At 50.5% G+C, this 18318-nt stretch carries 28 protein-coding genes and 1 tRNA gene; 4 read left to right on the forward strand and 25 right to left on the reverse strand.

Annotated features, from left to right (window positions below):
- Positions 1-13: 13 nt before the first annotated feature.
- From ACOTX2_RS04975 to ACOTX2_RS05005, 7 genes are all read right to left on the reverse strand, one after another.
- Positions 14-1318: a phage portal protein gene (locus tag ACOTX2_RS04975; protein WP_063418888.1), complete on the reverse strand. Its 1305-nt coding sequence runs from the start codon at positions 1316-1318 to the stop codon at positions 14-16.
- Positions 1318-3054, reverse strand: coding sequence for a terminase large subunit (locus tag ACOTX2_RS04980; RefSeq protein WP_016063095.1), 1737 nt, complete (start codon positions 3052-3054; stop codon positions 1318-1320). The genes ACOTX2_RS04975 and ACOTX2_RS04980 overlap by 1 nt, the downstream gene beginning before the upstream one ends.
- Entirely contained in the window at positions 3054-3527 is a 474-nt protein-coding gene (locus tag ACOTX2_RS04985) for a phage terminase small subunit P27 family (RefSeq protein WP_063135828.1), read from the reverse strand. The genes ACOTX2_RS04980 and ACOTX2_RS04985 overlap by 1 nt, the downstream gene beginning before the upstream one ends.
- 115 nt (positions 3528-3642) lie before the next feature.
- Positions 3643-4206 carry an HNH endonuclease gene (locus ACOTX2_RS04990; protein WP_063418890.1) on the reverse strand — a complete coding sequence of 188 codons (564 nt, stop codon included), beginning with the start codon at positions 4204-4206 and terminating at the stop codon, positions 3643-3645.
- Positions 4207-4220: 14 nt separating this feature from the next.
- Positions 4221-4577 (reverse strand): HNH endonuclease, encoded by a 357-nt coding sequence (locus ACOTX2_RS04995; RefSeq protein ID WP_074163397.1) that lies wholly within the window; start codon positions 4575-4577, stop codon positions 4221-4223.
- Entirely contained in the window at positions 4577-5152 is a 576-nt protein-coding gene (locus tag ACOTX2_RS05000; RefSeq protein WP_074163398.1) for a hypothetical protein, read from the reverse strand. The genes ACOTX2_RS04995 and ACOTX2_RS05000 overlap by 1 nt, the downstream gene beginning before the upstream one ends.
- Positions 5149-5718 (reverse strand): HNH endonuclease signature motif containing protein, encoded by a 570-nt coding sequence (locus ACOTX2_RS05005; RefSeq protein ID WP_049019491.1) that lies wholly within the window; start codon positions 5716-5718, stop codon positions 5149-5151. Before ACOTX2_RS05005 ends, ACOTX2_RS05000 begins: the two co-directional genes overlap by 4 nt.
- A 175-nt stretch (positions 5719-5893) precedes the next feature.
- Here ACOTX2_RS05005 and ACOTX2_RS05010 point away from each other — a divergent pair, with 175 nt between their 5' ends.
- Positions 5894-6151, forward strand: coding sequence for a hypothetical protein (locus ACOTX2_RS05010; RefSeq protein ID WP_032665356.1), 258 nt, complete (start codon positions 5894-5896; stop codon positions 6149-6151).
- On the opposite strand, the gene ACOTX2_RS05015 is transcribed toward ACOTX2_RS05010, so the two are convergent.
- Entirely contained in the window at positions 6105-6440 is a 336-nt protein-coding gene (locus ACOTX2_RS05015) for a hypothetical protein (protein ID WP_062939401.1), read from the reverse strand. The genes ACOTX2_RS05010 and ACOTX2_RS05015 overlap by 47 nt on opposite strands.
- An 11-nt stretch (positions 6441-6451) precedes the next feature.
- Positions 6452-7909, reverse strand: coding sequence for a glycosyltransferase family 2 protein (locus ACOTX2_RS05020; RefSeq protein ID WP_063418896.1), 1458 nt, complete (start codon positions 7907-7909; stop codon positions 6452-6454).
- Between the two features lie 72 nt (positions 7910-7981).
- On the opposite strand from ACOTX2_RS05020, the gene ACOTX2_RS05025 reads away from it, so the two are divergent.
- Positions 7982-8563 carry a hypothetical protein gene (locus ACOTX2_RS05025; protein WP_127341667.1) on the forward strand — a complete coding sequence of 194 codons (582 nt, stop codon included), beginning with the start codon at positions 7982-7984 and terminating at the stop codon, positions 8561-8563.
- Between the two features lie 9 nt (positions 8564-8572).
- Here ACOTX2_RS05025 and ACOTX2_RS05030 read toward each other — a convergent pair whose 3' ends face one another.
- From ACOTX2_RS05030 to ACOTX2_RS05065, 8 genes are all read right to left on the reverse strand, one after another.
- Entirely contained in the window at positions 8573-8701 is a 129-nt protein-coding gene (locus tag ACOTX2_RS05030) for a hypothetical protein (RefSeq protein WP_265389882.1), read from the reverse strand.
- Between the two features lie 4 nt (positions 8702-8705).
- Positions 8706-8975: a hypothetical protein gene (locus ACOTX2_RS05035; protein ID WP_074163402.1), complete on the reverse strand. Its 270-nt coding sequence runs from the start codon at positions 8973-8975 to the stop codon at positions 8706-8708.
- Between the two features lie 7 nt (positions 8976-8982).
- Positions 8983-9612, reverse strand: coding sequence for a glycoside hydrolase family 19 protein (locus tag ACOTX2_RS05040; RefSeq protein WP_032610613.1), 630 nt, complete (start codon positions 9610-9612; stop codon positions 8983-8985).
- Complete coding sequence (locus tag ACOTX2_RS05045; protein ID WP_017384386.1) at positions 9612-9890, reverse strand: phage holin family protein; 279 nt, start codon at positions 9888-9890, stop codon at positions 9612-9614. The genes ACOTX2_RS05040 and ACOTX2_RS05045 overlap by 1 nt, the downstream gene beginning before the upstream one ends.
- Entirely contained in the window at positions 9880-10269 is a 390-nt protein-coding gene (locus ACOTX2_RS05050) for a phage holin family protein (RefSeq protein WP_017384387.1), read from the reverse strand. The genes ACOTX2_RS05045 and ACOTX2_RS05050 overlap by 11 nt, the downstream gene beginning before the upstream one ends.
- A gap of 469 nt (positions 10270-10738) precedes the next feature.
- Positions 10739-10815, reverse strand: a tRNA-Arg gene (locus tag ACOTX2_RS05055).
- Positions 10816-10992: 177 nt separating this feature from the next.
- Positions 10993-11148 carry a DUF3927 family protein gene (locus tag ACOTX2_RS05060; RefSeq protein ID WP_032667391.1) on the reverse strand — a complete coding sequence of 52 codons (156 nt, stop codon included), beginning with the start codon at positions 11146-11148 and terminating at the stop codon, positions 10993-10995.
- Positions 11145-11570 (reverse strand): tellurite resistance TerB family protein, encoded by a 426-nt coding sequence (locus ACOTX2_RS05065; RefSeq protein ID WP_015570939.1) that lies wholly within the window; start codon positions 11568-11570, stop codon positions 11145-11147. The genes ACOTX2_RS05060 and ACOTX2_RS05065 overlap by 4 nt, the downstream gene beginning before the upstream one ends.
- Before the next feature lie 292 nt (positions 11571-11862).
- On the opposite strand from ACOTX2_RS05065, the gene ACOTX2_RS05070 reads away from it, so the two are divergent.
- Entirely contained in the window at positions 11863-12660 is a 798-nt protein-coding gene (locus tag ACOTX2_RS05070; protein WP_048206882.1) for a DUF3800 domain-containing protein, read from the forward strand.
- A gap of 171 nt (positions 12661-12831) precedes the next feature.
- Here the strand turns inward: ACOTX2_RS05070 and ACOTX2_RS05075 are convergent, their stop codons facing one another.
- The 8 genes from ACOTX2_RS05075 to ACOTX2_RS05110 form a co-directional block, all read right to left on the reverse strand.
- Positions 12832-13410, reverse strand: coding sequence for a DUF1133 family protein (locus ACOTX2_RS05075; RefSeq protein WP_048206884.1), 579 nt, complete (start codon positions 13408-13410; stop codon positions 12832-12834).
- A gap of 12 nt (positions 13411-13422) precedes the next feature.
- Positions 13423-14412, reverse strand: coding sequence for a DUF968 domain-containing protein (locus tag ACOTX2_RS05080; protein WP_063418900.1), 990 nt, complete (start codon positions 14410-14412; stop codon positions 13423-13425).
- Positions 14409-14798 (reverse strand): RusA family crossover junction endodeoxyribonuclease, encoded by a 390-nt coding sequence (locus ACOTX2_RS05085; protein ID WP_063418902.1) that lies wholly within the window; start codon positions 14796-14798, stop codon positions 14409-14411. The genes ACOTX2_RS05080 and ACOTX2_RS05085 overlap by 4 nt, the downstream gene beginning before the upstream one ends.
- Positions 14795-15115 (reverse strand): LexA family transcriptional regulator, encoded by a 321-nt coding sequence (locus ACOTX2_RS05090; protein WP_063418904.1) that lies wholly within the window; start codon positions 15113-15115, stop codon positions 14795-14797. The genes ACOTX2_RS05085 and ACOTX2_RS05090 overlap by 4 nt, the downstream gene beginning before the upstream one ends.
- On the reverse strand, positions 15112-16065 hold the full coding sequence (locus ACOTX2_RS05095; RefSeq protein ID WP_063418906.1) for a conserved phage C-terminal domain-containing protein: 954 nt from the start codon (positions 16063-16065) through the stop codon (positions 15112-15114). Before ACOTX2_RS05095 ends, ACOTX2_RS05090 begins: the two co-directional genes overlap by 4 nt.
- Positions 16049-16234, reverse strand: coding sequence for a DUF4222 domain-containing protein (locus ACOTX2_RS05100; protein ID WP_072044687.1), 186 nt, complete (start codon positions 16232-16234; stop codon positions 16049-16051). Before ACOTX2_RS05100 ends, ACOTX2_RS05095 begins: the two co-directional genes overlap by 17 nt.
- A gap of 240 nt (positions 16235-16474) precedes the next feature.
- Positions 16475-16945 carry a YmfL family putative regulatory protein gene (locus ACOTX2_RS05105; RefSeq protein WP_032634711.1) on the reverse strand — a complete coding sequence of 157 codons (471 nt, stop codon included), beginning with the start codon at positions 16943-16945 and terminating at the stop codon, positions 16475-16477.
- Between the two features lie 25 nt (positions 16946-16970).
- On the reverse strand, positions 16971-17168 hold the full coding sequence (locus ACOTX2_RS05110) for a Cro/CI family transcriptional regulator (RefSeq protein ID WP_032634882.1): 198 nt from the start codon (positions 17166-17168) through the stop codon (positions 16971-16973).
- A 99-nt stretch (positions 17169-17267) separates the two neighbouring features.
- On the opposite strand from ACOTX2_RS05110, the gene ACOTX2_RS05115 reads away from it, so the two are divergent.
- Complete coding sequence (locus tag ACOTX2_RS05115) at positions 17268-17924, forward strand: LexA family protein (RefSeq protein WP_032634713.1); 657 nt, start codon at positions 17268-17270, stop codon at positions 17922-17924.
- Positions 17925-18318: the final 394 nt, after the last annotated feature.

An 18318-nucleotide genomic window follows, 5' to 3' on the forward strand; every position in this document is an offset into this window, starting at 1 on the left:
CAGGAAAGTGCTCCTAAGCGGCCTGTTTCAGCGGAGATTGTTCAAAGGAAATGTCAGGGAATATATGGTTATGCAGTTCTCTCAGGGCCAGAGCCTGAACAGCAGGATTGCTGCTTTCGAGATTTTTCAGTTGCGTCAGGTTGAGCTGAACGGTGTAAATGTCACCCCCATCAATCGGTGGCATATTCTCAAGACGGCGCACGTCATTGCGGGACATCCACCCATTCTGGAGCGCGCTGGTATAGTACGCAGCACGGCCCGCGCTGTCGGCGCGCAGCAGTCCTTCTACAGAGAACTCTGCGAACACCTCATCATCGCTGTCCAGCAGGCACCGTCCTATTTCCTGTTCTATGTTCACCAGCAGGGGTCGCAGGGTATGTGTCAGGAACTGGAGGTTCATGCCCTCCAGACTGGATGCCCAGCTGCTTTGCTTCGTGGTGTGACCGACCATGAAAGGCGGAACGCGAAACCAGCGACAGATTTCCTCAATACTGAAAGAGCGGCTTTCCAGCATCTGGGCGTCTTCGGGATTCATGGTGACGCCCTGGTACTTCAATCCGCCTTCAAGCACCATGATTTTCCCGGCGTTTTTTGAACCGGTAAATGCAGCCATGTAGCTGCGAAGTCTTTCACGTTGTTCGTCAGACAGCGCATTCTCAGCGGAGAGAAAACCTGAACTCTGAAGCCCCTGTTCAAATATCTTCGCAGCAGACTCCTCAACCGCCATTGCAGAACCGATCACATCCCGGCCTGTTTTCATCGGCATCATGCCGCAAACGCCGTCAAGACCGAACCCGCGAATGTGCATGATGTTTTTGACGGGAATGACGCGCTCGTTACCGTTTTCAGTGTATTTGTATTCCAGCGCCCCGGTCACGAGACGTTTAACCACCATGTTCTGCGGCAGCAAAGGCACCAGCGAAACCAGGCGGTTTGCGATGAATTTCTTCTCAATGAAGGCGTTCCCGCGCAGGCAAATACTGGCGACCACCATCAACATAAAGCGTGATGGTGTCATTTCTGAATTGGGTCGGCGGCACAGTATCGAATAGGCCGGATGATCGGTTGCCGCTTTACGCGAACCGTCAGGCTGTCGAACGTATATTTTCAGCGGAAGGGTTGAAATAGACTCGCTTAACAGTCTTACGCATGCCCACACAGCCGATAGCTGGATGGCTTTATCGGCCGTTACCACCTTTCCGCTGCTGCTGGTACCAAACCATTCCTCCCAGAACGTGCCGGTAGTCAGGCTGATAGGCACACCAAGCCAGTTAAGCAGAGCACTTTTAACCCTGCCTGGCCGTTTGTTTTTTTTCATCAGAAACCTACCATGATGGGATTATTGAAGAATCCGGAGAGATCCTGCTGGTCGTTGCCACCGTTAACCAGAACGCGGCTCATTGCTGTGAACAAAGCCGCAGGGCCATCAATTTTGGCCTCTGGTGTGGACTTATTCGGGAAAATGTTCTCGTTCCGGTCAGGTTTTACGGTTACGTTGGACATCATCCAGTTCATCACCGGGTGATCGCTGTGATGGAAGCGACCACCGTATACCAGCGCTTCGACCTCTTTCATCGCCTCAGAGAAATTGCGAACCGTCTGCGGCACTTCCACCAGCGGCAACCCTTCTTCTGCCAGCGCAAGGCTGAACTGCGTCGCACTCCACGGGTCGAAGCCAATTTCTTTCAGGCTCTCGCCAGCAACCCACAGCTGTAGCTCTTCCTTAATCTGAGCATGGTCGATTACATCACCGTCGGTAAGGATCAGCTTGTCCATCCCGGCCCACTTACGATAGAGCTCTGCCATCTGGCGTGAACATTTCTCAAGGCGTCCTTCCGGTAGCCAGAATTTGAAATCCGCATGAACGTGGCCATCTGGCGCCCGCCAGACTTTAGCGGCCGCACAGATATCAATTTTGTTTGACAGGTCAACGCCCACCCAGGAGGGATAGGTTTTAAGTTCGTGCTGCGGGGCGATAAACTCGCATTTCTCCCATTTCATCATGTCCATCCAGGCTGACTCAGCGGTAACCCAGATATTCATGTGCTTGGTGAAAAAGTTAATTCTGGCCGAAACCTGCTCTTTCGCCTTTTTAGCCAGGCGGCGCAGGTCATCCCAGCGCTTACAGATACCCAGCCCCGGATTCGCCTTCTGCCAGACTTTTTCATCAAAGGGATCGTCACCTTCATCTAAGGTGTAGATGATGGCAAAAAACGTATCGTCTTTTACCAGACCACGCAGCACCTTGATGGCGTAATCACGCAATTCGTAGCAGATGCCTTCTTTGTTGAAACCGGCGGTGGTGATACCGAAAAGCAGCGATTGCAGACGCGCACCGGTTGCCGTCTCCAGAACGTCCCAGACGTCACGGGTTTTGTGAGCATGCAGCTCGTCGACGATAGCGCAGTGGATGTTCAGGCCGTCGAGGTTGTTCGCATCTGATGATAAAGGCTCGAACTTGGAGGCCGTTTGCTCCTGGTAGATAGCGAGCTTGTTGAATTCGAAGATCCGCCCAAGCGTGGCTTTCGCCTTTTTGACCATATTCTTCGCGTCTTCAAAAACAATTCGTGCCTGGTCACGGGTGGTTGCAGCGGAATAAACCTCCGCACCGCCCTCGCCGTCGGCACCAGCCATATAAAGCCCCACGCCGGAGCAAAGCGTTGATTTGGCATTTTTACGGGCCACCTCAACATCTGCTGTACGGAAGCGCCGAACCATTACTGGACGACCGCTGCCGTCGTTACGCAAAACGGTTTCTCCCGTTTCCTCGTTAACCAGCGGGATCACGAAACCAAAAATATTAATCAGGATGAAAACGTGCCAGTCCATTAGCTCAATAGGCTGCCCTGCCAGTGCGCCTTTTACGTGAGGTACAAAATTATAGAAATTCAGAATGTGCTGCGCGCGCGGTTCACTGAAGAAAATACCGCGCTCTTCGCCGTGTGCCAGATCGTCAAGAAAACGCTGACAGGCAAGGCGCACATACTCACAGGCAATAATTTCCCCCGCCACTACCCTCTCGGCGTAGCGGATGCCTTCTGCAACCTTAGCCATTAATCCCTCGCTTTCATAAACTCGGCCATCGGATCAACCGCTTCAGGGCCTTTTGCATTCACTTTCGATCGGCTGGCTGGAGTCATGCCGAACTCACCAAGCATGGCGCGCAGACGTTTCCAGGCATCAGCTTTCATGATGGCGGCGGGGTGAGCCTTGATCAGCACATCCCCGCTCTGCGTTTCGGTCCGGTAGGTGTAGCCCTCAACTTCAAGCGTGTCGCAGTGATGCCGGTATTCGGTATAGGCCTCAACCAGCAGCTCAAGGGCTCTGGCATCAAGCTGAGACATCACACCGATAGCATCAAGCTCGTCGGCCATCCGTTTAAACCAGTATTTCCCCTGCTTGTCGAAATGCTTCGGCGTTGGGGGTACCCCTGAAGGGGGTTTTGGTTCGTTCTCATTGATCGGGCGTTTAGATGGGTTACCCCTCACCAAACGTAGATGGGTCGGGGTTTTCGGTGGTCCAGACATAATCGAAAACTCCTATTAATCATCGAGTGGGGGACCCCATAAAAAAGTTTTCTAACCTGCGGCGATGTGAAAAGAGGTTAGGCGGCGGTCCTTTAGGGTGATTCCCCTGAGGTTTTTACCCACCCTCCCCCTTTGACCAAATATCTGGATGGCACAGATGATCCCTGATGCGGCGAACATGCGTGTGCGTAATACCGTAGCGCTTTGCAATTTCTACCAACGTCTTACCGGACTTCGCCTCTCGCTCAATGCTCAGGATGATTTCAGGCTTCAATTTTGTTGCGACCGCTCGCTGTCCGCGCCGCAGACAAGCGGCCGTTCCATGCTGCATGCTGTCTGAAGTGTTCTCCTTTGGCGTTCCCCAAGCGAGGTTTGTTTTGCAATTGTTCAGCGGGTTGCCATCCAGATGGCGGGTGATATGGGCTTCAGATGGCTTTGGCCCGGTAAAGGCAAGCAACACAAGCTGATGCACTTGCTTCTTCACTTTCGTATCATTACCTGCTCCGGTGTTTACATTCACGTGCCAATAGCCGTTATGTAGCCGCATCGACAGCCGCCGAACGCTACCTGAGCGGAGCGAGTAAATAAGACCATCGTCACTTGCCAGATACCCTGGATAACCGGGAATATCTTTCATCTGGGCGCGCGAAAGGCCTGAACCATGTTTCGATTCAGTCATCTTCACCTCGTTACTTAATTTCTGTTCAGGCGCTCGCGTGCTGTCTTGGCTTTATGGCAGCCGCGGCAAATTGATTCCAGATTAGAGAGATCGTCAGTACCGCCGTGAGCTTTCGGCTTAATGTGGTCCACCGTCTCCGCGGGTGTATACCTTCCATTTCGCAGACATTCCTGACATAAGTGTTTATCTCTTTCGAGAACGATTGGGCGCAGCCTGTCCCACTTGCTGCCATAACCTCGCTGATGCCTGCTCTGTCCTCGCTGATGCTGCTGCCAGCCTTCATTAAGGTGTTTGGGACAATAGCCTGAGCGGTCGGTGGTTGTACCAGGGCAGCCACGCTTGCGGCATGCTCTCGGTATTAACGCAGGCATCAGGCTAACCTCCACGCCCGGCGGCGTTCTGTTCGTGGCGCTGAGTCAGGGTGACGCTCAACCGGTTCGCCGTCAGCATGGTCCACCAGCGAGTAACACGGATAGACCACTGAACCGCCCCAGGCATCACCCACAGCGTAATCGGCGGGCTTGCTGCTGTCCCATCGAGAAAGGACTAGTTCAATATGCTGAGAAGGTACGCTATAACAAACGCCGTGTATCAGCCGCGGCAGTGTGATGTAGTCAGCCTGAGTCTTATCAGCAACTATCAGCCGTTCGGCTATCTGTATTTGATACTGAGGTGGGCGACCAGTGCCCAGATAAAAACTAATCAAGGAATCAGGGAAGCGTTTCAACCAGTTCGATACTGGTGTGTAGAACAAATCCACAGGCAGCGCGTCATCCTCAATTACAACTACCCGGCAAGGTTGCTCAGCAGCCCATTCAAGCGCGCGTCGGTGATTCCAGTTCGCGCCGTGGTTACCGTCGTCAATAAGCAGATGAGCATCCAGCAACGCTGCAAGACGTTGAGCTTGCTCTAAGCGAGTATGATGAGCGCAAACTACGAATTTCATGTGTAAGCCTCTGTCGGTGCGTGGGTGTGAACTCGTTTTCTGGCAGCGATAATTTCTTTTTCTGCGTCAGAAAGATTTTTAAACCATTTTTGCCACACCACTTCGCCACAGTTGAACAGAGTGGCCCGCCACATATTTCCGTCCTTATATACACCTCTCACACCTGATTCGGCTCTCCCGGCAAGTGAAAGATTTTGCATATTCTGAGAGCGAGTAGCCAACCTAAGATGATTTACATTCACACATGCTCTATTGCGGCAAATGTGGTCAATCTCCATTCCGTCAGGTATTCGGCCTTTTTCTCTTTCCCAGGCATATCGGTGGGCTGAAATGATGCGGCCTTCCGATTTTAGTTGTGGGTATCCTTTGCTGTTTTTTGCACCGGTCCACAGTAAGCACTCACCTGATATCTCGGTACTAAATTCAAATCTCACCTCAGGTGAGGCAAACCTGTCTTTCCCGGCGAGAGGATCGCCAAATTTCCTCATCCGAATGTAGTGTTTGTTGCATAGGTTGCGCGCTAAAACTTTATTGCAGCATCCGGAAACATTGCAGAATCTAGTCATAGATAATTTCCTTCGCCCATAAAAAAAGCCGCACGATGGCGGCTACTGTCTGAATATCAGGGTGTTGCTTCGTTTTAACCCTGGTTAAGGTAAGCATTCAGCCCGTCAGTGGTTGGACACTGGCGCACTCTGTCGCGGGGGGGATGGCTGATTACCTCCGAAAAGGAAAATACCCATGGGTTCCATGTCAGAACTGGAAAAAGCAGTTGCAGATTTACAACGTGAATTAAAGATTGAAAAAGCCACCAATAAACTGGTTTTTTCTTTGATTATTGAAGCTGTTAACAAGCTGTCACCAAAACAGAATGTTGGGGACGTTCTGATGGATGTACTGAAGGAGGTTACACCGCCTGAAATTTCATCTGCCCCAGATGCTCACGAAGCGATTAAGAGAGTTGAGAAAATAATTCAGAAGAAGCAATCGCGTTCGTAACTTCCTGAATTAAATCGTCAGCGGCTCGGTGCTGAGCCGCATTCACAATCTGATCGATTACAGTTTTCGCGTGAGTTTCAGCGCGCTGCTTGTAACCTTCAAGAGTAAAGTCTGCTGTAATGTCTTCACGATAAGGTACAGTCAGCATTGTTTTCTTATTGATATGTACTTTGACGTCTCCGCCAATAGCCTCAACCGTTTTACAGTCCAGTCCCTCTGCTGAGGAGTAACCATTAATTTTGAAACTTACAGATTTTTGGGTCGGGAACTCAACCTCATACGAAATCATAAGACCTCCTGTTATTTATGGCGCCACCAGGCATTTTCTTTGCCGATGCCATCAGTTTTAAACACGGTATGCACGAGAGGACCGGTGACCAGCCTGTCAGCGAATGACTGCGCAACAATGCCGAACGCCAGCATGTCGCCCACCGCGGCGCCAGCCTGTTCTTTCTTCCAGAAACGATAACTCTCGATCCGGTAGTAAAGGCGAATAATTCCGTGGGCGAACGCCATCACATCAGCGCGGGTACCACCCAGCAGGCCAGCGTTAAGCATCACATCGCCGCGGTGCGCTTCAATGAATTCCTGATAGATACGCTCAGGATGATTCAGCTTTGCCCAGCTGTCGGCGTAGGTCTTCGGTTCAGAACCGACGTAAACATTCCCGGGCTGCATTTCATCCCATGGCGCGCGAAGCATTTCGACATCGGTACCATCGGTACACCAGACGAACCGGTATTCAGGGTGTTCTCGCAGGTGCTGCCAGATGTGCAGCCAGCGACGGAAGTAGACATTCATCTTCACGTCAGGTACGAGATACAGCTCAACATCGGCCGGGGCCGTCAGTAATTCATCCACCAGCGCTATACGCCCACACTGGCGAAGCGAGGCCGCCCATTTGCTCAGCATGTCAGGCGAGGCCGCCATTTTCGTGCCGCGCTGCGGGTCAGGCTGACTGGTGAGCAGCGTTGTGATAACTACATCGCGCTGCTGACGGTATTCAACGTAACCAGTAAACCCGGAATCACGCCGTTCGTTGTGGATCTTCACGTTACGTTCCACCAGCGCCTGTCGGTCGGGACGCGGTACCGAACGCTCTACGGCTTCATGCTCATCGAGAGAATGGATCAGTTTTTCTGAACCTACCACATCACTGTAAGCCCACGTCGTCAAGCCAGCATTATGGATGCGCAGGGCGAGGTCACTGTGTTCGTACATGCCGCGACCGTAAACCGGATCGAAACCGCCAACCTTCTCGATAGCGCTACGGTGGTAATACAGCATCACGCCGCGCTGCCCGGTGTAAGCGATGTGCTTATCATCCCGGTACAGGACCGCCATATCCTTCAGCTTATTCGTTCCTGCCAGATCGAGAAACTGGTAAGCCAGGTGCGGTTCGGGTGATTCGATGTATGGAAAGTGCCAGTTATCAGCGATGGGCCAGGCGTCATCGTCCCAAAGGAAAAGATGCTCACACCCGGCGTCCATCAGCGCGGTTAAACTGGCGTTCTTCGAAGCAACAATGCCGAGTGATGTTTCATGGCGACGCAACCGCACTCCGTCAGGTACTACGGCGGCAGGTTTAGAACCGTCGTCGATAACCACCACCAGCGACCCGGCGGGCAGATGTTTAATGTGCTGCTCAATGGCGCGCGTTAAAACGTCTGGCCGGTTGTGGGTAGTGATGGCAATACCTATCCGTGACGATGAAGCGCAGGCAGGTAAAAACGGGACACCATCAATCGTGACCTCCATATTAACCCCATTGAATAATTTTTATTGAAACGCTAAGTTCAATGCACTTATCTTTGATGAATGGTGAATGAAATGGATCTTGTTCCATCCCGGAAAGAGTTAAACAGGGCTAAACGTTGTATTGAACGCATGAGATCGGCGGCATCCTACGATGAGTATGATGAGGCATGGAGCGATTTTCTAAGTCGAATTGAAAATGTTTTCAGCAGAATCAAGGTTGCAGCTGAAACTCATAAAAAGTATCCCTCGTTCTCATCAAGAACGAATCACCTCCGTGCTACAGATAGTTTGCTTGTCTATCTCAAACAGGCACGCAATTCAGTCCATCATGGAATTGCAGATACGTCCAAATATGTTAATGGCGGATTCGGTATTAATCCTGTTTCACCAGGTGGGAGCGTTCACATCAAGTCGTTAACTTTTGATAAGAACGGTAATATTAATATTATTGCCGGGTCGCCTATCAAAGTTAACGTAATACCTAGTTCGATAGAGGCAATACCATGTCGAAACAGAGGCGTTACTTACAATCCACCAGAGTCACATTTGGGTAAAGTTTTAAAAACTAAAAGCCCAATTGATATTGCTGTATTAGGCATTGAATTCTACGAATCTTATCTTGCAGAGGCTGAAAATATATTCCTCAAACAATAATTTATTAATCTAATTGTGGCAGTTCGCCTGCCACGCTTTGTTATGCGCCAGAATGTCTTTCTTCGTCTGGCGGTCCAGTACATCCCAGTCGTGCGCTGTGCCGTAAATGGGTTTAATCCAATCGCAAGCGGTATCCACCACCTCAACCCTTACGGGTCCAGTTGTCCCGCAGCTCGCGATCAACATCGTCGCCAGGCATATGGTTAACAGTCTGCTGTACATTGCTGGCCTCTTTCGTTGCTTCAACCCGGCGTTCTGCTGCTGTGACCGTTGCCGCTGCGTTATCTTCAGTGCGCTGCTGGTCGGCTTTCGCTTCCGCTTTGCTGGTGCCGCGAATATGGCCCATGCCAAAAGCTCCAGCTATAGCTGAAATCACCAACGCGACCAGCCCGATTATTGTCTCGATACCCACATTCACCTCACACCAGAACTGATTTCGCCAGATTAAACAGCGCGCGGCGTTTATCCAGCCCGTTTCTGCCCCCATTGATAAGCAATGTCACGCGCTCAACGTCACCGGAATGAAGCAGGCAACCGCGAGACGAATAGAACCATGCAGCTGAGCGCGCGGCGTATTCATCCTGTTCAAGCAGGTCCGGGTGGGTAACAAGGTCCAGTTTCAACGCGTGGCCACAACTGCGATAGTTACTCAGGCCGGTAACCTGTTTTAGCCCGCGACCGCGATATTTCCAGCCATCACCGGCAACCTGATTGCCCAAGTGTTCTTTTCCCCACTCACCACCGTATACCAGATTAGCGATCGCTTTCTGGTTTGCCGGTTGCGTTGCCGTTCTGCCAAGTGCGGCGGCCTGCTGTTGTGTGATGCGGTGGCTACCAAACGTCGGTACCAGGTTTTCAACCGCGTAATTCAGGCTCTCCACCAGCCGGGTAAATCTGGTGCTTTCATGCCCCATCTGGGCAATAAACATCGCCTGATCGAGCGGTGCGGTGATGCCGTATTCCTTCATAGCGGCGTCGATATGTGGAAACCAGCGCGCAGCTAACCCGGCGCTGATACCAGCCGCCCTCTGAAATTGTGTTTGGTTCATTAGTGCCTCAGACGATCAACCAGCCGCGCCATATTTCCACGAACCTTCAGGATGGCGGCGAAGATAAGAATGTTTGCGACCACCACCAGCCAGCTGGAATCACGATAAAGGCCGAAGATGAACTGCAAGGGGATCGCGGCGTAAACCAGCACGGTTATATACGCCAGGACAGAAATAAAGGGGCGATGCCGGGCGCCATGTCGCTGGTAAAACATCAGCACGATGACGATGGCCGCACAAATAAACGCATTAAAGACTGCTGACGGGTCAATTACCATTTCCCCCTCCCCCACGTAGCCGCGAGAAAAACTTGAACACGTTGTTCAGGTCCTGGTTGTTAAGATAAGTGAGGATTTTTATACACAGGGCAGACAGAATCACTGCACCCAGTGCATCCAGCGGTTTTTCATAGTGCGAAGCTGCATTTAGCAGTGAGCCAATAAGTCCCGCCCCAAGCACCCCAACGATAAACGACGTCAGGAAATATGCTGCCAGTCGGGCGCGGGACAGGTTTGTGGCTGTCGCGACGTAGAACACCGCACCACCAAACGCCCCGAACACCACACCAAAATCTGTATGAGTAAAGACGCCGTACAGGACTGAACCCAGCAGGCCGCCGCCGAGAACAGCGCCGGTGCCGGTTAATGGATCGGACATTAAGCCCCCTCTTATTGCTGTGATCCCTCTCAGGAAATTTGAGGGGAATAAAAAAAGCCCGCTCGCGAGAGCAGGCTAAAGTGATGATTATCACAAGAAGGTAGAAAGGAGATCATCCGAAAGACAGGTAGTGACGTCCGGGTATCGAGGCCGATTCACTGATGGTTCAGGAGAACCACCTGCCAGCGGATATAACCCTTCTTCTTTAGCGTAGCCGTAACTTCGGGAAACGAGCAAAAAAAACCTGCTGTTTAAAGCAGGCTCTCAAGGAATTATCAATTCGATATTATTGTTATCGTGGTGCCGGGTGCCTCCCGGTGAGAATTACTCCAGCAAACATTCCCGCGTCTGAGAGGTTTCCTTTTCAGGTAACTGCTGGAACGCCCCTCCGCATAGGGGGATTCACCACAATAAAAAAATAGCGCATAAATCAGAGTTGAGAAACTTCCTCGCTTAACGAATTGGACACTGGTCCGCCATCGAGGATTCGAACCCCGAACCACAGAGGTAGAAGCTCCGTGCTCTTTCCAGTTGAGCTAATGGCGGAAAAAAAAGACCAGCATTGGGTTGCTGGTCATGGGTCATGCAGTTGTCTCTGCGAAGTTGGTGTATCCCCACCAAGTGTTATCAGTATCGAGAGCATTATCGAACGCCAGTTTACTATAGCACCGAAGAAAAAATTCACTCTGTCAAAGGCCATCAGAAATGACCTTTTGCACAGTGTTATTTACTGGATTTAAACACGGGCCAGAGTAAAGCAATTACCCCGGCTACCAGCACGCCATCAGCAAGGATGGACATCATTTTGCTGGTAAAGTCGATGGCAACCACCAGGAACAACAAAACTCCGGCGGCTGCCCAGCGCAGTTTTCCGATCACAGGTACTGATCCAGTGGAAGTTGCAGCGCCTGAGCAATTTTCTTGAGCTGCTTCTCTTCTTCTTCCCCGATGCCGTCGTTGTCAGCGACATCCAGGCACAGGCAAAGAACATCAACAGCATCGTTTGTACCGGCAACGTCAGCCAGTTCGCGCAGAGCCTGAGCATTAGCAGAGCGCGGAGAAGCTTCATAGCGAGCACGGATATTGCTACTCATCTGTGCTATCTCACCAGCGAACGGTGCGAAAGCAGGCAATGCTGAAATGGTTTTTTCCAGAGTGGCGATTTCTTTCGCGTCGCATGTGCCGTCGGCATACGCAATGGAGTAAGCACCCCACACCGTAGCTTCAACCGCGTCGCGGTTTTCCATTTTCTTAACTTCGACAACAGCTTTACGTGCTTTCTTTTTGAAGATACCGAACATAGTGACTTTCCTTTTAGCGGGTGAGCCAGCGCTCAGGAATGATCAGCCCACAGAGACAGTCACACCGACCGTTCCCTATGGCTCACCCCTGAAAGGCTCTGTGGTTTAATTGCACCGAGCGTGGCGCGGATATGAAAAAGGCTGCCAAATGGCAGCCTCTGTCTTGTATGAAATGTAGGTAGGTAATAGCGCTGAAGAAAATCTGATTCTCAAAGAGAAAACGATCTTTATCAATGCCTTACAAGATGATTAAATATTGTTCTCCTCTATCACTATCTCGATAAGGGTTACAATGTCTGACAAGGATAATCCGGGTAAATTAATCTGGCACGTTTCCTGTGATGAGTCAGGAACCGGCGGACAACGATTCTATGGGTTTGGAAGCCTATGGATGAAATACCAACGCCGTGGTGACTTCGTTCAGATTATCCGGGAACTTCGTGAAAAACATAACTGTTCAGATGAGCTTAAATGGCAAAAGGCTCACTCTAAACAAAACGCTGCATTCTATGATGATGTCATTGAAGCTTTTTTTAAATATCAGTGGCTTGCCTTTCACTGCATTATTATTCAGAAAGCGCATGTAAACAAAGAGTTCCACGATGGTGATTATGATTTAGCAATGCGTAAACACTTCACTGAGCTACTGACAAAGAAAATCATCCGTGTGATTCGCAAATTCCCAGATAGAGAATGTGAGTTCCGTATTGATGTTGACCCAATTGCATCTAGGTATGATAAAGCTGACGAGGCTTTTCATAAGATTGCAAACAACATTATCAAAAATGCAACAGGGAAAGAAGAAGCCATAAAGGCTGTAATCACCAAGGATTCAAAAGAATCGGCTCAAATCCAGATCTGCGACTTTCTACTTGGTGCTGTGATGAGTGCCTACCAAGACAAAGCCTCTAACCCACGAAAAATTGCAGTCGCAAATAAAATCGCAAGTTACTTAGGTTGGGATGGTTTCCACTATGACACCTGGGGCTCCGAGCGTAAGTTTAATATCTGGTACTTTTATGATCCTACAAAGGGGCCGCGTGAACTTAAAACAAGAAAGGTAATACTCAAGTACCCATTACCAGAATAAAACAGGCGACCTCCCAGCCGCCACGGTTCGGGTCGACGCGCAAACACGCGGTTTACGAACTGGCGGACTTGTTCAGGGCCGCCCCTGATTTCAAGACAAAAAAAACCCGCAGCAGTGGCGGGTTTATGTCTTATTGCTCAGTTCGCTTTAACGTCCCGAGCTTAACACAATTTAAGCACTTTTTTGCTCACTCTGCAACTTAAATCTGTCGCCATTTGTGCCGAAAGCGTCACAAAGTGGTGCGTAAAGGATCGATTCTGCAAGACTTACCCATGTATCAATGCGACGACGGCATGTAATAAGGGTCCAGTCGGGGTGTTTTGAATTAAGCTCTTTAGCCATCTGGAGTTTACTTTTACGCAGACGATGACGATCAACAATCACGCCATACAGCCCACGGTATTCTTCGTTCATCAATACCGCAGCAATAACGCCGTCAATCTTTAGCCCCTCCTCGTCTGAGCAGAACGCTAGGCCAGTTTTGTTTTTACTGTCGAGGATTTCACGCAGGTATGCTTCCAGCTCGGGTTTAGTGATGCCGGATTTCTTCATGCGGCGCAGCGCATCGTTGATAGCGGATTTGGTTATTTTCCCGGAAGCCAGCAACTGGTTGAACATGTTTCCACCCGAGCCACCACCGATATAAGACCAGCGACCCCACATGCGGAGCTTTCCCTGTACCCAGATACTTTCTAGAGTGCGAAGGCGAACCAACTCGCCGGATTTACCTACTTCTGAAGGATTGATCATTTGCGTCTCCACTTACGCCAGTACGCCGATTGCCAGCGCACGATCTAAAAACCGAAACAGCAGCGTTAACTGGTCGCCGTATTTCGCTTCAAATGCCACGGGATCAGCGTGTAACTCGTCGTGATGCGCTCTGCACAGCGGTATCACAAACAGGTCATGCGCCTTAGTACCCATTCCACCCTGCCCGTGTCCTATCAGGTGGTGGGGGTCGTCTGCCGGGTTATTGCAGCAACTGCACTGCTGCGACTTCACCCAGCGGGTGTATTTCTCGTTTTCCCAGCGTCGGCGCTTTGGCCTCAGCATGAAAGATTCCGGCGTTTCAGGATCGACCTTCACCGCCACTATCTTTTTTGCCTTCTCCTGAAAGATTTGCGTAGCCGGTAATGACGGGACAATGTCGCTTTCCCTCATCACTGAACTGTGCTGTTCTGGCTTAATCCTGAGGGCTTTACTCGCCACCGATTCAGGAACAATGTCAGCCAGATCATTACGTACCATCCACCAGCAGAACTCAGGAAGCGAAAGAGTGTGGTCAGGGCTGAAACCTAAATCAATATTTACCCTTTCCAGCAGCCATTTTACCAGGTTCTGCATGGCAATTCCTGCCAGTCTTTCAGTGGTTTGCTCACGTAAATGGTTATCACACGACCAGCAAAGACGAATGCTCCCCGGAGCGTGGCGCATTACCGTAAAGTCACTGGCATGCCAGTCAGTGTGAGGCCACTGGCATTCAAATTTTCTCTCCAGCCAGGCATCAAGGCTACTCAATCCACCAGCTCGCTGAATGACCCTCTCGCTAACGAAAATAGCCTGCATGTTGGCATCGTCAGTCAGGGACTGGTGGGCTTCAGGGATTAATCCAGATGGCAGATGCTGGATGGCTTCGGATGGTGACTCAATAACTACCCTTCCCTGACGGAATAGCCAGAGCAGTTCGGTACCAGGGCGGAACAGAACCACCCCGGACATCGGCGCAATTTCAGGCGTCAGTATGGCTCTCACCCAATTCCCCCCATTGTTGGTTGATGCCTGGTTATCGATATTTCTACCCTTCCGCCATGCACTTTCGGCCCCCACTCCACCAGCATTCTCTGCACCTGGCTGTCATCCTCCCAAATGCCAGCATGCGTGAGCGCGTCAAACAACGCCTTGTTGTAGTTGTCGATGTCGCGGCGGCGTTCGTCTGGTGGGTACAACATAATTTCGACGGCAGCAGGTGCCGTTGAAGGTTTGGGAAGGAAGCGAAGCTGCTCGACAATGGCGACACAGGCCGCGCTTTGATATGCCCTGCCTTTGGCGCTGATTAAATGGCGGCCCTTTAACGGCCCCTTATTTGGGGCTCGCCAGTATGTGTTTACGCTCGGTGGGAACGGGAGCACCAGTTTCATAACGTCACTCCCTGTTTTTTCAGCCATTCAACAGCGTTATCTCTGGCCTTGTCTCCGCCGGATAGCAGGTCTTTGATGATCGTTACTGGATCTGCATCCCATTCCGTTTTGATGACGGTTATGCCCCTGGCAGCGCCAGGAGCAACAGTGATGTAACCCTTTTTCTTAAGTGACTTCACGTGCGCTACAGCAGCGTTCGGTGATGCGCAGCCAATTAATCCTGCAAGCTCTAACATCGTAGGTGGGAAGCCAGCCTTTTCGATATGAACCTTGATAGCTTCGAACACTTCATTCTGACGCGGCGTTAATTCCATCATTTGTTCGCTCCTCTGAAGCCATCGGGGATTTTGCTGTAGTCGGTGTTCTTGAAGCTGGATTTGAAGATTCCATCCTCACGCTCCCACTTCCCGTTAACACGCGCTGGCCTTCCGGCATTCGCCCAGTTGGTAGCGGACTTCAGGTAAGCTGGAAACTTCGTTGGCTGGAAAAGTGTCTGCGGGCGCAGGTAGGACGCCATTGTTAAATCGTCGCTCCACTTGGCGTTGCAGTAGTCCACCACCAGCGACAGTTCTTCAACGGTGAAGCCCTCCCCGATTCGGGCGCGAATGTTTTGCAGCGAGGTTGTTGAAACCTGATAACGCGAACTGGTCACCTGGTTCAGGTGGGTTAAAACCTGTTTAGCCTGATCGGCGATCAACACATCACCGTCTGGTTGCGGCGCAACCGGACAAATAGGTTTATTAGTCTGCTTGTTTAACTCTGTATTAAAGTCTGTATAGAGATAGGATTCCGTACTTTCGCGGCTCCCAAGATTCCTGTTATTCGCGGATTGAGAAACGCAGCTTCGCGGTTTTGATTCCGCATCTTCACGTTTTCCATTACGTACTTTTGCGGAATCGTTATTTTCTGGAAAGATTAATGAGATTAGAGCATCGCCGTCGATGCGATAATGCTTGGTTGGCGTGCCATTGACCTTTCGAGAACAGGTCTCGATCACGCCAGGCAGATACTTGTTTACCAACTTTTTAACCAGCCGCTCTGTCTGGTCTTCAGTTAATTCACCCGCCTCAGCTCCAAGCTCCTTGTGAGTTTTATAGAACCAGCCGTCTTCATCCCCAAATGCTGACCAGAAAACGAGGTTATTAAGAACTGCTGCCAGCGCATGAGCCTGCTGGTCTTCTTTAAAGAACAGCAGGTACGGCCTGGGAAGAACAATGACGTTCTTCTGGCCTGACATTGACTGGACGATGTCAAAGATTCTGCTCATGGTCGTCCTTTAACTCTGTAAATTTACGCTGGAATTGCTCAAGAGGGCTGAAGCACTCATGATCGTACCCTTCGCGAAGGTATATAACGCGTCGAGTCTCGGGCTCCCACCTGATGACGTGGACGGTGATGCCTCTGTGGTCTCTGAATCGCCGGTCAACTTCAGCCATTCCTCACGCCCCTTCTCGTTCATCAGTGCAAATGCCTCTACCATCGCGTTCTCAGGATGGTAGTTGTTCTCCTCCGCCCGGTTGTTTAATCTCTCCACATAGCCGAACGGGGAGTCTTTTCCCACCAGAGGAAGGCATCTGAATTGCTTCGCTGGTCTCAATCGGTTTAAACTGTTCATGCGTTAGTTTCTCCACTGAATACGACACGCCACGACGCCCGGAGCTGCACACTCGCGGGCGTCACTTCTTTTGGCTTTTCTTACGGCTAAACAGCGCGACAATCGCGCGGATCTCTTCTTCACGCGCTGCCAGATGACGGCGGTGATATTCGTTGATTTCTTCAGCTTCATGACGTTCGATTACTCCATCTTCGAGAGCTCTCTGGATCACGGTATCAACACGTCCACGCGCTGCTGACGTTCTCATGGCACGATCAAACAGGTCGACACGATCAAGGTCTTCAAGTTGAGGAACGTCCACCAGCAGCGCACCACGGCGACGGGCAAAGTAATCCGCCAGGAGGGACGTATTCGAGATGTCTTCCATCGCCTCCAGCTCGTTCACTTCGAAGAAACGGCAGCCGTTCTTCTCATACAGGTTGTTGTTGAACTGCGTTACTGACATGCCAAGAGCACCGGCCATAGCCTCACGGCCTCCTGGATACGCTTTGCACATCGCTTTAACTACTTCTTTCAGGCTTGGCTCTACCATGTTGTTTTTCCTTTGGTAGTTAAAATTAAGCAGCGTTTTGATTAGGCTTAGCGTAAAGGGTTGGATCAACTTTCAGCTTTTCAGCAGTCAGTGCCTGAATCTCGAATGCCCTGCCTTTTGGGATTACTTCACCCCACCCAGATACTGATGCATGGGAAATCCCTAAAGCCTTGGCTACGTTCCCCACGCTGCCGAAGTAAGAAACCACATCATCTTTTTTCATTTTTGCCTCAAATGTAAGGGAAACACACATCATGATAGTAGGATATCTTACATTTAAAGGTCAAGGATTCCTACATCATAAAATGGTAGGATTGCCTACATGAAAATGAATGAACGCATCCGCGCAAGACGCAAAGAGCTAAAGCTCACCCAGGCTGTTCTCGCCAAGTTGGTTGGTGTAAACCGAGTAACAGTCACAGGATGGGAGTCTGGTGATTATGAACCTGGAGGATCTAACCTACAGGGGCTGGCGGCTGCCTTAAAAACTAACCCTCAGTGGATTATTACCGGACAAGGTGATCCAGACTGTGACGAAATTCTTTACAAGCCGACTGAGAAATTTGGAGTAAAGAAAATTCCTATCCTATCTTGGGTTCAAGCTGGGGAATGGACAGAAAGTGGTGCTCCCATTACTGAGGACGATATTTCCGAATGGATATTCACCACTGCCAACTTATCTGATGAAGGTTTTGCATTACGTGTTCGTGGCGACTCTATGACAAACCCGAATGGAGCACCAAGTATTCCTGAAGGCTCCTTTGTTGTGGTGGACCCCGATTACGGCAGCCCACAAGAAGTTAATGGCAAAATTGTTGTCGCTCAGATTGTTGGTTCTGCTGAGGCCACTCTCAAAAAGTTTGTTATTGATGGGCCATTAAAATACCTGGTACCGTTAAACCCTAACTACCGCGTAATGGAAGTCAATGGTAACTGCAAAATTGTCGGTGTGGTAAAACAAGTAGTAACTGACCTCTAATATCTTTCCCCTCTTAAGACCGACATTCGTGTCGGTTTTTTTTCATCCTTAATGTAAGTTTTCCTACTTTTAGTGTTGACACACCAAAGTAAGATATCCTACATTTGAATCACGCCACTGGTACTGACAGTTACCTGTGTTGGTGTGGTAGTAAGTAGTACGGCATATGGCACATGTGCCGCAGCGGTCCGGGGATTCCTTCAAGTATCCAGATCCAGCGGGTAGCCGGAATGTGCAAGCCAGGCAAGTACGACGGCCAGAGACGTTTCACCAGCGTGGCGATCAGGTGACAGCCCAGACGATATCTGAGTGGCTATAAAAACAGATGGGAGCCGGTGGAATCCCGGCACACAACATAATACGTTTTGTATATTTCAATCATCAGCAGCGAACA

The organism is Enterobacter cloacae complex sp. IR5412 (assembly GCF_049237385.1).
GTDB lineage: Bacteria > Pseudomonadota > Gammaproteobacteria > Enterobacterales > Enterobacteriaceae > Enterobacter > Enterobacter intestinihominis.